The sequence below is a fragment of the Archangium sp. Cb G35 genome, from assembly GCF_001896145.1.
In the GTDB taxonomy this organism is placed as follows: Bacteria; Myxococcota; Myxococcia; order Myxococcales; family Myxococcaceae; genus Archangium; species Archangium violaceum.
Genome location: NZ_MPOI01000012.1, coordinates 389671 through 403209 on the forward strand (window position 1 = coordinate 389671; position 13539 = coordinate 403209).

Below are 13539 nucleotides of genomic sequence, written 5' to 3' on the forward strand. Positions count from 1 at the left end.
TTAGATCCCCGGCCAAAAGTCCTCAAGAAATCGCCTTGTTTCCGGCACTTACAGCCATTAAGGGGCTGACACATGCCCCATCGGTTCGACTTCCTGGTTTTGGGCGGTGGTGTGGCCGGTCTCTCGCTGGCCCTCCAGGCGGCCCGGCACGGCACCGTCGCGGTCCTCACCAAGCGGGACAGGCACGAGGGCAACACGGCCTATGCCCAGGGTGGTATCGCCAGCGTGCTGTCGCCCACGGACACCTTCGAGGCGCACATCAAGGACACCCTGGAGGCCGGTGCCGGCATCAACCACCTGGACGCGGTGGAGGTGACGGTGCGCGAGGGCCCCGAGCGCATCCGGGAGCTGGTGCAGTTGGGGGCGGACTTCAACCGGCGGGCCACGGGCGAGTTCGACCTGACGCGCGAGGGCGGGCATTCCCAGCGCCGCATCATCCACTCGGGCGACATCACCGGGCGCGAGGTGCAGCGGGCGCTGATGGACGCCTGTGACGAGCAGCCCAACATCACCTTCTTCCAGAACACCTCGGCCATCGATCTGATCCTGGATCGAAAGGCGGGGCCGGGCTCTCCGGGCCGGTGCCTGGGCGTGTACGCGCTCACGGCCGAGGGCCACATCGAGCGCTTCCTGGGAAAGGTGACGGTGCTGGCCACGGGAGGGGCGGGCAAGGTGTACCTCTACACCTCCAACCCGGACGTGGCCACGGGCGACGGCGTGGCCATGGCGTACCGGGCGGGGGCCGAGGTGGCCAACATGGAGTTCTACCAGTTCCACCCCACCTGCCTGTACCACCCGGAGGCCAAGAGCTTCCTCATCAGCGAGGCGCTGCGCGGCGAGGGCGGCAAGCTGCGGCTGCGCAACGGTCAGCAGTTCATGGACCGCTACCACCGGATGGGCGAGCTGGCCCCGCGCGACGTGGTGGCGCGCGCCATCGACGCGGAGCTCAAGCGCACTGGAGACGACAGCGTCTTCCTGGACATGACGCACCTGGGGCGAGCCTTCATCATGGAGCGCTTCCCCAACATCTACACCACGTGCAAGGCCTTCAACATCGACATGGCCGTGCAGCCCATCCCCGTGGTGCCCGCGGCCCACTACATGTGCGGCGGCGTGGTGACGGACCTGTACGGCCGCACCAACGTGCCGGGCCTCTACGCCATCGGCGAGGTGGCCCACACCGGCCTGCACGGCGCCAACCGGCTCGCCTCCAACTCGCTGCTGGAGGGGCTCGTCTTCGGCCACCGCGCCGCCGCCATCTGCGCCGAGGAGCTCCGCACCCTCTCCCCGCCCAAGGAGGATCCTCCCGAGTGGGACGAGGGCAGCGCGGTGGCCTCGGACGAGAGCGTCGTGGTCACCCACAACTGGGATGAGATCCGCCGCCTCATGTGGAACTACGTGGGCATCGTCCGCACGGACAAGCGGCTGATGCGGGCACGCCGCCGGCTGGAACTGCTGCGCGAGGAGATCCGCGACTACTACTGGCGCTTCAAGGTGACGCGCGATGTGATCGAGCTGCGCAACATCTGCGAGGTGGCCAGCCTGATCGTCGACTGCGCCAGCCGGCGCAAGGAGAGCCGCGGCCTGCACTTCACGCTCGACTACCCCAACACGGACGAGCACCACTGGAAGCACGACACCGTCGTCCGCCGCGAGCTGTGAGCGCCCTGGAGGAGCGTCCCGAAATGGAACTGAAATCGGTCTGTGTCTTCTGTGGCTCGCGGATGGGAGCCCGGCCGGAGTACCTCGAGGGGGCCAGAGCCCTGGGCACGGAGATCGCCCGGCGGGGGCTCACGCTCGTCTACGGCGGCACCAGCGTGGGGTTGATGGGCGCGATGGCGGACGCGGCCCTCGCGCAGGGGGGCAAGGTGGTGGGCGTGCTGCCCCAATTCTTCCTGAGCGAGCGGGAGCGCGCCCACAAGGGGCTCACCGAGCTGCACCTGGTGGACTCCATGCACACGCGCAAGGCGATGATGGCCCAGCTCTCGGACGCCTTCATCGCCATGCCCGGCGGCGTGGGCACCTTCGAGGAGCTCTTCGAGATCACCACCTGGGCCCAGCTCGGCCTCCACCACAAGCCCATCGGCCTGCTCAACGTGGCGGACTTCTACGGGCCGCTGCTCGCGATGATGCGGCGTGCGGTGGACGAGGGCTTCATCCCCGAGGCGCGCGCCCAACCCTTCGCCTGCGACGCCTCTCCGGCCGCGTTGTTGGATCAGCTCCAGCGGGCCGGGCAGCCGCTCGCGCCGGACAAGCCGGTGCTGCGGCCCGATCAGACGTGAGACTTCGGGGGCACGTCAGCGCGCGTGCACCCGCATCTCCACCTTGCCGAGCGACGAGGCCATGCGCAGCACCACGTGCCCCATGCTCTCGGTGATGACGGGCCTGCCATCCGGGTAGGCGGCGGGGAAGCGCACGCGGTAGCCCACCCAGAAGGTACCCATGTACGGGTAGAAGGAGCGCATCTCCATGTCCGCGCGCCCCACCCGCTCCACGCTCACGGGCTTCAGCTCGCCCGCGGGCGTCACCATCACCATGTTCCAGATGGACGACGGACGGTCGAAGTCCTCGTAGCGGTAGTTGAAGACGTGGACGCCGAGGAAGAACTCGTTCGTCCTGGCCGCCTCCGCGAACTCCTGGGTGAGGATCTCCTGCACGCGATCCTGCGTCAGGGCCTTGAAGGAGCCCTCGCGGCGCACGCGGGCCTCGCGGAAGGCCTGCGTCTGCAGCGTGGCCGCGGCGAACATCACCGTGTCGAAGCCCGCGTAGAGCTCGGCGCGATCCGTGTACTTCTCCAGCACCGACTGGTAGCTGAGCTCCCGTTTCTCGTCCTTGAAACCGGGCGGCGGATCTCCCAGCGTGGGAGGCGTCGAGACACAGCCCGCGAGCGCCATCATCAGCGCGCCGAGCCGCAACTGCATCTTCATGGAATGAAGTCCTTGCGGGTGTACAGGGTGAAGAGCCGGTGTCCGGCGGCCTCGACCGCCTCGCGTCCGCCCTCCAGTCTATCCACCAACGCGAACGCCCCAAGCACCCGCAGTCCTTCCAGCTGAGCCCGCTCGATTGCCTTGAGCGTGGAGCCGCCCGTGGTCACCACGTCCTCCAGGATGGCCACCGGTGCTCCGGGAGCGAGTGCCTTCATGCCCTCGATCCACTGGCCGGTGCCATGGCCCTTGGGCTCCTTGCGGACGATGAAGGCATGCAGGGGCGTGCCCGACAGGTAGCTCGTCAGGCTGACGGCCGACGCGAGCGGATCCGCGCCCAGCGTCAGCCCGCCCACCGCCACCGCCTCGGAGGCCTCGCGCCGCACGGCCTGCAGCAGCAGCCGGCCGATGAGGAAGTGCCCCTCGGCCAGCAGCGCCGTGCGCTTGCAGTCGATGTAGAAGTCCGACTCCTTGCCGGACGACAGCACCACCTTGCGCCGCTCGAAGGAGCGCTCGGTGAGCACCTCCAACAAACGGGCCCTGTCCCGCGCGAGGGCGTCCACCGTCACAGGCGCTCCAGCCAGGCCACGAGATCCGAGGAGTAGCGCAGCTGGGTGAGCAGCTCCTGCTTGCGCGTCTCATCCAGGTCCGCGAACACGTCCGCCAGCAGCGCGAGATCCTGGTTGATATCCACCAGCCGCTGGGTGGCCTCGGCGGCCAGCTCGTCCGCGTCGACCTCCTCATCCACCGTCTCGGAGGCCAGCGACTCGTCGGGGGACACCAGCGCCTTGTCCAGCATGTCCCGGGCGATGGGCGTCAACCGCCCCTCGGTCTCGAGCCGCGCCTTCAGGGCCTCCAGCTCCTCCGCGTCCACCGGCGAGGCGTGGATGGCCGAGGCCAGCGCCATCAGCAGCGCGTCCTCGTCCGACAGGTCCGTGTGCAGGCGGGCCAGCACCCGGTCCCGCTTGAGGAACCGCATCGCCGCCACCCGGCGGAAGCCGGAGATGATCTGGAAGCGGTCCGGCGGCTTGAAGCGCACGTCCACCGGGAAGAGCTGTCCCAGCCTCGCCAGGTCGGTGGCCAGTGCGGACAGATCTCCCGGCGGGCGGATCTGGAAGGTGGTGTCCTCGTCGATCCGCTCCAGGGGAATGTGCGCGGGAGCCACGTGCCCCCGGCGGCGCGGCGCCACGGCTTCCATCCCCTCGGGAGGAATCGCGGACTGCGCGCTCTCTGGCTGCTCATTGCCCTGCGCCCCACCCTCCTGCTGCTCGGAGGGGGCGGCCTGGGCGGTCTCGGACGCGGAAGCCTCCGCCGTCCCCTCCTGACCGGAGGAAACGGCGGACGACTCGGGAGCGGACTCCCCGGGCGACGACTCCTCGGCCGGGGTGCTCGGCTTCGCGTCCACCTCGTCGATTCTGTTCTCGGCGTTCATGGCGTTCATCGGCACCCTTGGATCGGCCCGTCGTAGCGCCGGGACGGCGGTGCGGTGGCGCAGGAGCGCCACCACAACGCTTTAACGACCCTTCTTCTTCACCACGACCTTCTTCCTGGCGGCCTCGGCCACGGTCGGCGGGACCGGTGCGGCGGCCGGCGGCCGGGGAGGCTCGGGGCGGGTAGGCTCGGCGGTCCTGGCCGCGGGCGGCGCAGGGGGTGCCGGGCGGGCCGCCGCCGGAGCGGGCGGAGGCGCCGGACGAGCCGGAGCCGCGGCCGGACGGGCCTGGGCAGCGGGAGCGGCCGGCGGCGTGGGACGGGCACCCGGCAGCGCCGGACGGGCCGGAGCGGCGCCCGGACGCACCGCGGGACGCACGGTGGCACCAGTCGGACGCGGCAGGGCCGAGCGATCAGACGGCATGCGGCCCGGCTCCACCTCACCCATGTCCACGCGGCCGCGGAAGCTCGCACCGTCCACGATGATGACGCGGGGGGCGTGGATGTCGCCCACCATGCGGCCCTCGCGGGTGAGCTCCACGCTCTCGGTGGCGTTGATGTTGCCCACCACCACGCCGCTCACGATGGCGTTCTTCACCGCCACGTTCGCCTTCACCACGCCCGTGGGCTCCACGATGAGGGTGCGGCTCAGCGTGAGCTCGCCCTCCACGCGGCCGCGCACGGTCAAGTCCTCGTCACCCGTCAGCTTGCCGCTGATGAGGATGGACTGACCGACCACGGTGTTGTTGACGGCCCCAGGGGCCAGTTCCTTCGCAGTGGCCAAGGATCAGCGCTCCTTCGGAATGTCCATGTCGACGTTGCCCTTGAAGGAGGCACCATCGGCGATGAGGATGCGCGGGGCCTTGATGTCGCCCACCACGCGGCAGTCCGTCTTCAGCTCCACCTTGTCCGAAGCCGCGATGTTGCCCGTGACCCGGCCGGCGATCTCCACGTTCTGCGTCTCGATGTCGGCCTCGACCACGCCGCTCCCCTCGACGAAGAGGCTCTCCTTCAAGGAGATCTTCCCCTTCACCGTGCCCTGGATGACCAGGTCCTCGTCGCCGGAGATCTCACCATCGATGACAATGCTCGAACCAATGACCGTATTCGCCATGAGTGTTGTCCACCCCTCCCGAAGGGTGCTGCGGGCCCGGGGGCCCGTTTAGATGTCGTCCGGCAGCTTCACGTCCATCTCGATGGAGCCGTTGAACACCGCTCCATCCTCGATGACCACGCGCGGGGCCTTGATGTCCCCCGCGACCTTCGCCGAGGCGTTGATGGCCACCCGGCCCGAGGCGTCGATGTTGCCGCTCGCCTCGCCGTTGATGGTCAGCTCCTCCGCGCGGATGTCCGCCTGAACCTTGCCCGTACCCTCGATGGTCAGGTGGTTCTTCAGGGCGATCTGCCCCTCCACCCGTCCCTCGATGATGAGGTCCCCACCACCCGTCAGGTTGCCCCGGATGATGATGCCCTTGCCGATGATGCCCGTCTGCTCGCCCTGTGCCATGCGGTGACCCTCGGAAAAGCGCCCTCGCGATAACGAAGTTTGCTCTGTAAGGAATTTGAACCTACGTCAGAGATGCGCGGAGATCCAGTTGGAGATATCGCCCTGGACCTCCTCTTTGCCGAGCTCGTTGAGCGGCTCGTGGCGCATCCCCTGATACACCTTGTACACCTTGTCCTTGGAGCCCACGGCCTCGAAAAAGGCGCGTCCGGTCTCCACACTCGCCACGCCGTCCTCCGCTCCGCTGAGCAGGAAGAGCGGCACCTTCACCTCCGGAGCGAGTGTCATCACCCGGGCCTGGGCCTCGGTGGACTGGATGAACCAGCGCGGGGTCACGATGTGATTGTAGAGGGGGTCCTGACGTACCGCCTCCTGCACCGCCTCGTCCCGGCTCAGGTCCTTGGGCGTGAGCTCCGTCTTGATGGGCATCCACGGGAGGACCCGGCCCACCGCCCGGGCGGCCGCGAGCTTCAGTGCCGGCGGCGTGATGGCGAGCTTGAAATAAGGTGCTGACAGCACCATGCCGCTCACGCCCTGGAGGCCGCCGCGCCCCAACAGGTGCACCGACATCAGGCCGCCATGGCTGTGCGCGAGCACGAAGACCTTGCGCCCACCGGCCGCGCTCCGCACCCGCTCCCAGAAGGCCGCCAGGTCATCCAGGTAGTCCGGCCAGCTGGCGCAGAAGCCGCGGCGCCCATCGGCGCGGCCATGGCCCCGGTAGTCGAAGCCGTGCACGGCGAAACCCTGGGCCGTGAGGGCGTCGAACGTCGTGCGGTAGCGGCCGATGTGATCTCCGTAGCCGTGCACCACCGCCACGTGCGCGCGGGGTTCATCCGGCTGCTCGGACATCCAGTACAGCCGCAGCCCGTCCTTCCCGGTGAAGAAGCCCTCGTCGAAGCGCGCCATAGGATGCGGGGACATTAGCGATCCGCGGCACCCGTGGATAGCAACTTCAGCTTGCGCTCGAGGAGCACCCGTTGATCCGGCGGGTCGGCGGCGTCCGGATTGAGGGCCAGCACCTCGAGCGCACGCCGCCAGGCCCCCGCCGCGTCACCGGGCCGGGACACGCGCTGGTAGGCATCTCCCAGGTGTTCGAGGATGACGGGCTCCTCGGGCTCCAGCTCCGCCGCCCGCTCCAGCGACTGCAACGCGCGCGGGTAGTCGCCCCGCTGGAAGTGGATCCACCCCAGCGAGTCGAGGAAGGAGCCGGTGTCCGGGCGCAGCTGGAGCGCGCGCCGCACCAACCGCTCCGCCTCGGCGAAGTCCCGGCCGCGCTGGGCCAGCACGTAGCCAATGAAGTTCATGGCCGCGGCATGCTCCGGGTCCAACTCGAGCACACCGCGCATGCAGGTGATGGCCCCGTCCTCGTCCCCCTGCGCGAGCAGCACGTTGGCGAGCACGTAGCGCAGGGCCGGCTCGCGAGGTTCCCGCGAGATGGCCGTCCGCAGCAGGCTCGCGGCCTCGGCGGAGCGCTTCTGGCGCTGCAGGGTGGAGGCGAACGCCTCGTACAGCTCCGCGGACGGCTTGCGCGCGAGGGCCTCCTTCAGCGTGGCCACGGCACGCTCGGGCTCTCCGGCGCGCTCCTGGACCCGGGCCTGGTGCACCCATAGCTCCGTGTCGTCGGGATGCTCGGCGAGGGCCTCGCGCAGCAGGGCGAGCGCGGCCGCATGCTCTCCCGCCTGCGAGAGACAGACGGCGCGGCGGGCGCGCGCCTCGGGGAAGAGCTCGGAGGTGAGGGGCACCTCGGCGTAGGCGAGGGCGGCCGCGTCGAAGTGGCGCAGCCGCTCGTGCACCAGGCCCGCGTAGTAGGAGATGCGGGGCGACGCGCCCCTCCCCTTCCGCGCGGCGTCCAATACCTCCACGGTGGAGGTGGGATCCTTCGCGGACAGGAAGGCCAGCGCCACCCGTACGGTGAGCTCCGGGTCCGAGGAGATCGACAACAACCGGTCGAAGTACGCCCGCGCCCGCACCGGCGAACCGAGCCTCAGTGCGAGCCGGCCGGCGCTCATCAGCACAGCCTGGTTGTCGGGATCCCTCTCCAGGGTCCGCGCCAGGGCCTCCTCGGCATCGGTGAGCTGCCCCGCCTTCTCGTGAAGCTGCGCGAGCACGGTGAGCGACTCCACGTCACCGGGGTCGCGCTCGATGGCCCGCGCCAACAGGTGCCCGGCCCGCGTGGAATCGCCCCGCTCGGCCAGTGCCAGCCCGAGGCGCCGGAAACCGGAGGCCTCGCCGGGCAGCGCCGCCGCCAGCTCCTCCACCACCTTCACGGCCTGCTCGTTCGAGCGGCCATCCAGATAGAGCTGCGCGAGGACGAGGTAGGCCTCCGGCTCGCGGGGCTTGAGCTGGATGGCGCGGCGCAGGTGCATCCGGGCACGCGCGGGCTTGCCGGCCTCCAGCAGCACGCGCCCCAGCATCAGCCGGCCGGCGTAGTGCGCCGGGTGGACCTTCACCACGCGCCGCAGCTCGCGCTCGGCCTTCGTCAGGTCGCCCAGGCGCGCGTACTCCTCGCCCAGCTGCGTGAGCAGGTGCGGGTTGTTCTCGTCCGTGGCGAGCGCCAGCCGCAGTGAATCCACCGCCCCCCGGTGCTGACCCTGGAGGCTCAACAGCTTCGCCCGGAGGTAGTGGGCATAGCTGGCGGGCGAGGACATGCCCTCGTCCTGGGCCCCCGCGGAGATGGCTTCACGCATGGCCTGCGTGTCCACCTTGGGCCGGCGCGAGGCGGGCGCCGCGACCGCACCCAGCCCCACGAGGGCCAGGAGCGGTACGGCTCGGGTGAGGAGTCGACTCGGGCGCACGTCCCGAGTCTAACCCGGGCCTAGAGCTTCGGCACGGGGGGTGGCGCGCCCAGCCGCTCCAGGATGCGCTCCACCGGCTCGCTGTCGTGACTTACGTCCGCCACCGCCGAGCGGTACTCCATCCCTGTGTGCTTCTCGACATCCGGCAGCAACCGGCCGATGACGTTGCGTCCCGCTTCAACATTGCACTCGGGCAGGACGACGGCGAGCACCCCCTCGCCCATGTGGCCGAGGATGTCCTGGGTGCGCAGGCGCGCGCGCATCACGTCCGGAATCCCGCGCAGCGCCTCGTCGAGCACGGGGCGATCCGGGCGGAGCACCGCGAGGCTCACCGGACGGCTGTAGCGCCGCCCACGGCTCACCTCGTGGTCCAGGCGCAGCATGAGGCCGCGCCGGTCGTAGACGCCCGTGAGGGGATCGTTCCCACTGCGGCGCATGAGCGAGGAGGTGCGCTCCAGCTCGTTCTCGGCCTTGCGCAGCTTGAGGGCGCGCTCGGTGCGGCCCAGCAGCTCCATGGCGTTGAAGGGCTTGCTCATGTAGTCCACCGCGCCGAGGTTGAGCGCGCGGACCTTGTCGGCCACGCCCTGGTGGGCGGACAGCAGGATGACGGGGATGTTGGCGGTGTCCGAGGAGGACTTGAGCGCCACCGCGGCGTCCAGGCCGTCCAGCTTGGGCAGGAAGACGTCCATCACCACCAGATCCGGCTTGGACGTGCGCGCCCGCGCCAGACCCTCGGCGCCGTCGCGCGCCACGTCCACGCGGTAGCGCGAGCGCAGCACCTCCACCAGCACCGCGGCGATCTCCGGCTCGTCCTCCACCACCAGCACGCGCGGCTGCTCGGCCGTCTCCTTGGCCGGGAGGTTCTGCACGGCGCGGGAGACCTCCTGCGCCAGCGGCAGGGTGAAGATGAACGCGGCGCCCCCCTCGGGCGGGGCCTCGGCCCAGATCTCTCCGCCGTGAAGCTCCACGAACTCCTTGCAGATGGCGAGCCCCAGGCCCGTACCACCCCCGCCCTTGGCGCCGCTGCGGTAGCGGTCGAAGACGAGCGGCAGCTCCTCGGGCGGAATGCCCTTGCCGTCGTCCTGCACCACGATGCGCGCCACGTCCCCGTCCGGGCGCGGCAGCCGCGAGGCCTTCACCACCACCTCGCCCGCGTCCTGCGCGTGGTGGATGGCGTTGGTGATGAGGTTCTGCAACACCTCGTGCAGCTTCAGCTCATCACCGATGAGCATCATGATCTCGCTGGTCTCTGCCCGCAGGGCCACTCCCCGCTCGGCGGCGAGGATCTCCAGCTCGGTAGCGCTCTCCTTGCAGAGCGTCGAGATGTCCAGCACGCGCGGCTCGATGGACAGGCGCGCCACGTCGCCCTTGCCCCGCTCCAGCAGCGACTCGACGAGGCCGAGGATCTTCCGGCCCTGACGGATCATCGCCTCGGCGGACTGCTTCTGCTGAGGATCCAACCCGCCCTCGAGCAGCAGCCGGCCATGGCCCAGCAGCACCTGCAACGGAGCACGCAGGTCATGGCTGCACACGGCGATGATCTCGTCCTTGAGCCGGTTGAGATCCTTGAGGCGGCGGTTGGCCTCGGTCAGCTCGCGGTAGCGCTCCACGTAGGCCAGCTCGAGCTCGTCGCGCTTCTTCTTGAGCGCGGTGTGCAGGCGGGCGTTGCGGATGCAGTTGGCCAGCGCCGCCGCCACCGCCTGGGCGAACTCCTGCTCGTCCCGGCCGAAGCCCTCGGAGCCCCGGGAGATGCGCAGGAAGAGCGCCCCGAGCAGCTCGTCCGAGCACACCAGCGGCTGCACGAGGATGGAGCGCACCCCGAGCGACGTCATGGTGGGGCGCACCTCGGCCATCAGCGGATCCCGCTGGGCCTCCTCCACCAGCACCGGCTGGCGCGTCTCCAGCGCGCGGCGCAGCTCGGGGTAGCGCGCCAGGTCCACGTCCAGCGACAGGCCCGGATCCTCCAGCGTGGCCACCACGCTGGCCGTGCGCGCGTTGACGTCCTCCACCAGCACCACCGAGCACCGGTCGGCGTTGATGACGGCGCCCACCTTCTCCACCGCGAGGCGGAGGATCTGCTCCAGCTCCAGCGAGCTGGTGGCGGCCTGGGTGATCTCCAGCAGCCGCTCCATGCGGTTGCGCGTGCGCTCCATCACCCGCCGCTCACGCAGCGCCGAGTCCAGCCGGGAGCTGAGCTCCTCGAGGCTGCGGACCCACTCGTCCACGGGCAGCTTGCGCAGCACCTCCGAGCGCGAGCGCGTCAGGTCCGCCAGCACGCGCACCTCGCGCAGCCGGGACTCCTGACGCACGGCGCTGAGCGCCTCGGTGGCCTTCTTGCCGGTGGCGGACATGAGCACCGCGTCCGGCCGCAACGACTCGGCCAGGCTCGCCAGCTCCTGCATGTCCTCGGTGATGGCCCACTGGTAGCCACTGTCGGACAGGTGCGCGAGCAACGCCTCGCTGCCCGCCTTCGCGCCGATCACCAGGACGCGGCCGCGCGACCCCGCGAGTTCCGCTCTCACGAGCGCCCCCGCTGTGCCTGGCCCTGCATGGTCGTGTGGAGAGACCGGAAAAATTTCAAGAAAGCGTCAACCTTCATGCGCGGTTCCGAATCATGCCGCTGAAGCTGCCCGGGGGCCAGCGTGTCGGACTCGGGGGGTCCCGGCAAGAATTGTGAGGCGGGTACCCCCGCGTATACTCGGCTCCCGTGCGACTTCCGCGACTCCCGCTGTCCCCCTCCCCCCTGCGCTCCCTCCTGCTGACGGCCCTCCTCGGGGCTGGCGCGGCCCAGGCCCAGGGGTCCGCCGCGCCCACCGCGCCCCCTTCCCAGCCCCCGGCCCCCCCTCCCCCGGCCGAGCAAGCGCTCGTTTCCTCGTCCGCTCGGGAAAAGACCCAGATGGTTGGGTACTCAACACAGCCGGGCCCCACCACCCCTGCCCCGGGGTTGGATCAGACCTATCAGGCGCATAGCCCCTCCACGCTCGGCAACGCCTGGATGGATGCGCGCAACCTGCGCCATGGCTCCACCGCCACGGGTGGCGTGGGACTGCTGCGCCTGGCCGGAGCGGACCTCGGACGCAAGGGCGTGCTGCGCTTCTCGGCCACCGGCGAGTTCTTCTCCACCTCGGACTTCCCCGTCCAGGGCGCGATCAACACGCGCACCGGCGGCACCTTCGCCGTCGGCTACGTGCCGCTCGACTTCCTCGATCTGTCGCTGTCCTACACGGCCTCGACGAACACCAACACGCGCTCCTCGCCCAACCTCATCCAGGCCCTCGGAGACGTGACGCTGGGCGCGCGCGCCACGAAACAGTGGCTCCCCGGACTGTGGGCGGGCGCGGACGTGCGCGTGATGACCTTCTCCGGCGTGGGCAGCAACCAGATCGCCTTCGGCTTCTCGCCCCGCGCGGTGGCCACCTATGACGCGCGCTCGCTGAGCCCGATGATCCCCCTGCGCCTCCACGCCAACCTGGGCCTCCTGCTGGATGGCACGGGCTCGCTGGTGGATGCCGGACGGCTCAACGCCGCCGAGGAGTACGCGCTGGGCATCAACCGCTACTCCCGCCTGGGCGTGGGATTCGGGCTGGAAGTGCCGTTGCCCGTCGTCACGCCCTTCCTCGAGTACGGGCTGACCTCGCCGCTCGGCGTGCCGGACGGGCAGCTCGTCGCGCCGGATGGGAGCCTCGTGCCCGTGGGCAGCGTGGCGCCACAGACGCTCGGACTGGGCCTCAAGGTGACGGCGGTGCAGAACCTCACCTTCACCGCCGCGGCCGAGCTCGGCCTCACGCGCATGGTGGGCCGGGGCGTGCAGCCCGTGCCGCCCTTCAACCTGGTGCTCGGCGCCTCCTTCAACGTGGATCCGGCGCTGCAGGCCGGTGGGACGCGGGTGATTGAACGCGTGGTGGTGCGCGAGCCCACGCCGGTGGAGCAGACGCCCCCCACCCCGGTCCGGACCGAGACGCCCCAGGTGGCCCAGGCGCCCCAGGTGGCCCAGGTGACGACGGCCCAGGTGTCCGGCGTGGTGGTGGACGCGAAGACGCGCCAGCCGCTGTCCGGCGTGCTCGTGGCCCTGGTGGACTCGACGCTGCCGCCGGTGGCCTCGGCTCCGGGCGATGGCCGCTTCCTCACCTACACACTGCCGAGCGGCCCGGTGAAGCTCTCCGTGCGCAAGGACGGCTACCTGCCGCTGGAGAAGACGCTGGTGCTCGAGGCGGGCAAGACGGCCAGCGTGGAGCTGGAGCTCGTGGCGGAGGTGAAGCCGGTGGCCTTCGCCCTGGCCGTCACCGCCAGGCGCAAGCCCGTACCGGCGACGCTGGTCTTCTTCGGTGGCCCCACGCCGCGGCAGGTGAAGTACTCACAGGCCGACGCGGCGTCCCGCCAGCTCCAGCTGCCGGCCGGCCGCTACGTGGTGGAGGTCACCGCCCCCGGCGTCCTGGCCCAGACGCGCATGGTGGAGGCCGCCAATGGCGGCTCGGTGGATCTGTCCTTCGACCTGGAGCCCGAGCCGAAGCAGTGGCAGGTGAAGCGCGACAACGACAAGCTGGAGCTGGTGCAGCCGGTGCGCTTCGCGGATGGCAAGGCCGTGCTGCTGCCGGACAGCCACGCACTGCTCGCGCAGGTGGTGGACCTGATGGTGCGCACCGGTGTGCAGCGCATCCGCATCGAGGGACACACCGACAACCAGGGCGACAAGACGGCCAACCTGAACCTGTCCAAGGAGCGGGCGCGCGCGGTGGCGGACTACCTCATCAAGGCGGGGTTGGACCCATCGCGCATCGAGTCCGAGGGCTTCGGCGACAGCCGGCCCGTGGCGCCCAACATGACGCCCAAGGGCCGCGAGCTGAACCGGCGCGTGGACTTCGTCATCCTGGACCGCTGATGTCCGGCG

The 13539-nt window shown here is 70.3% G+C and carries 12 protein-coding genes; 3 read left to right on the top strand and 9 right to left on the bottom strand.

Annotation, left to right across the window (positions count from 1 at the left end; all coding sequences use genetic code 11):
- Positions 1-72 precede the first annotated feature (72 nt).
- Both nadB and BO221_RS34185 read left to right on the top strand, forming a co-directional pair.
- Positions 73-1662, top strand: coding sequence for an L-aspartate oxidase (nadB, locus tag BO221_RS34180; RefSeq protein WP_073565051.1), 1590 nt, complete (start codon positions 73-75; stop codon positions 1660-1662).
- A gap of 23 nt (positions 1663-1685) precedes the next feature.
- On the top strand, positions 1686-2282 hold the full coding sequence (locus tag BO221_RS34185) for a TIGR00730 family Rossman fold protein (protein WP_073565154.1): 597 nt from the start codon (positions 1686-1688) through the stop codon (positions 2280-2282).
- Positions 2283-2297: 15 nt separating this feature from the next.
- On the opposite strand, the gene BO221_RS34190 is transcribed toward BO221_RS34185, so the two are convergent.
- The 9 genes from BO221_RS34190 to BO221_RS34230 all read right to left on the bottom strand — a co-directional run bounded on the left by BO221_RS34190 (position 2298) and on the right by BO221_RS34230 (position 11173).
- On the bottom strand, positions 2298-2927 hold the full coding sequence (locus BO221_RS34190) for a hypothetical protein (protein ID WP_073565052.1): 630 nt from the start codon (positions 2925-2927) through the stop codon (positions 2298-2300).
- Entirely contained in the window at positions 2924-3493 is a 570-nt protein-coding gene (gene pyrE, locus BO221_RS34195; protein ID WP_083681786.1) for an orotate phosphoribosyltransferase, read from the bottom strand. The genes BO221_RS34190 and pyrE overlap by 4 nt, the downstream gene beginning before the upstream one ends.
- A complete protein-coding gene (locus BO221_RS34200; protein ID WP_073565156.1) occupies positions 3490-4356 on the bottom strand; it encodes a ParB N-terminal domain-containing protein in 867 nt (288 codons plus the stop codon). The genes pyrE and BO221_RS34200 overlap by 4 nt, the downstream gene beginning before the upstream one ends.
- A gap of 81 nt (positions 4357-4437) precedes the next feature.
- A complete protein-coding gene (locus tag BO221_RS34205; protein ID WP_073565053.1) occupies positions 4438-5136 on the bottom strand; it encodes a polymer-forming cytoskeletal protein in 699 nt (232 codons plus the stop codon).
- Positions 5137-5139: 3 nt separating this feature from the next.
- Positions 5140-5466, bottom strand: a complete 327-nt coding sequence (locus BO221_RS34210) for a polymer-forming cytoskeletal protein (protein WP_043389034.1) — start codon at positions 5464-5466, stop codon at positions 5140-5142.
- Between the two features lie 48 nt (positions 5467-5514).
- A complete protein-coding gene (bacN, locus tag BO221_RS34215) occupies positions 5515-5859 on the bottom strand; it encodes a bactofilin BacN (protein WP_043389032.1) in 345 nt (114 codons plus the stop codon).
- Positions 5860-5925: 66 nt separating this feature from the next.
- Positions 5926-6762 (bottom strand): alpha/beta hydrolase, encoded by an 837-nt coding sequence (locus tag BO221_RS34220; RefSeq protein WP_073565054.1) that lies wholly within the window; start codon positions 6760-6762, stop codon positions 5926-5928.
- Between the two features lie 14 nt (positions 6763-6776).
- Positions 6777-8651, bottom strand: coding sequence for a tetratricopeptide repeat protein (locus BO221_RS34225; RefSeq protein ID WP_073565055.1), 1875 nt, complete (start codon positions 8649-8651; stop codon positions 6777-6779).
- Positions 8652-8671: 20 nt separating this feature from the next.
- Positions 8672-11173, bottom strand: coding sequence for an ATP-binding protein (locus BO221_RS34230; protein ID WP_073565056.1), 2502 nt, complete (start codon positions 11171-11173; stop codon positions 8672-8674).
- A 374-nt stretch (positions 11174-11547) separates the two neighbouring features.
- On the opposite strand from BO221_RS34230, the gene BO221_RS34235 reads away from it, so the two are divergent.
- Positions 11548-13530, top strand: coding sequence for an OmpA family protein (locus BO221_RS34235; protein WP_143195846.1), 1983 nt, complete (start codon positions 11548-11550; stop codon positions 13528-13530).
- Positions 13531-13539 lie beyond the last annotated feature (9 nt).

Excerpts from the sequence above, each read along its gene's own strand:
- bacN (WP_043389032.1), bottom strand. The coding sequence starts at position 5,859 with ATGGCACAGGGCGAGCAGACGGGCATCATCGGCAAGGGCATCATCATC.
- BO221_RS34220 (WP_073565054.1), bottom strand. The coding sequence starts at position 6,762 with ATGGCGCGCTTCGACGAGGGCTTCTTCACCGGGAAGGACGGGCTGCGG.
- nadB (WP_073565051.1), top strand. The coding sequence starts at position 73 with ATGCCCCATCGGTTCGACTTCCTGGTTTTGGGCGGTGGTGTGGCCGGT.
- BO221_RS34235 (WP_143195846.1), top strand. The coding sequence starts at position 11,548 with ATGGTTGGGTACTCAACACAGCCGGGCCCCACCACCCCTGCCCCGGGG.
- BO221_RS34210 (WP_043389034.1), bottom strand. The coding sequence starts at position 5,466 with ATGGCGAATACGGTCATTGGTTCGAGCATTGTCATCGATGGTGAGATC.
- BO221_RS34200 (WP_073565156.1), bottom strand. The coding sequence starts at position 4,356 with ATGAACGCCGAGAACAGAATCGACGAGGTGGACGCGAAGCCGAGCACC.
- BO221_RS34190 (WP_073565052.1), bottom strand. The coding sequence starts at position 2,927 with ATGAAGATGCAGTTGCGGCTCGGCGCGCTGATGATGGCGCTCGCGGGC.
- BO221_RS34185 (WP_073565154.1), top strand. The coding sequence starts at position 1,686 with ATGGAACTGAAATCGGTCTGTGTCTTCTGTGGCTCGCGGATGGGAGCC.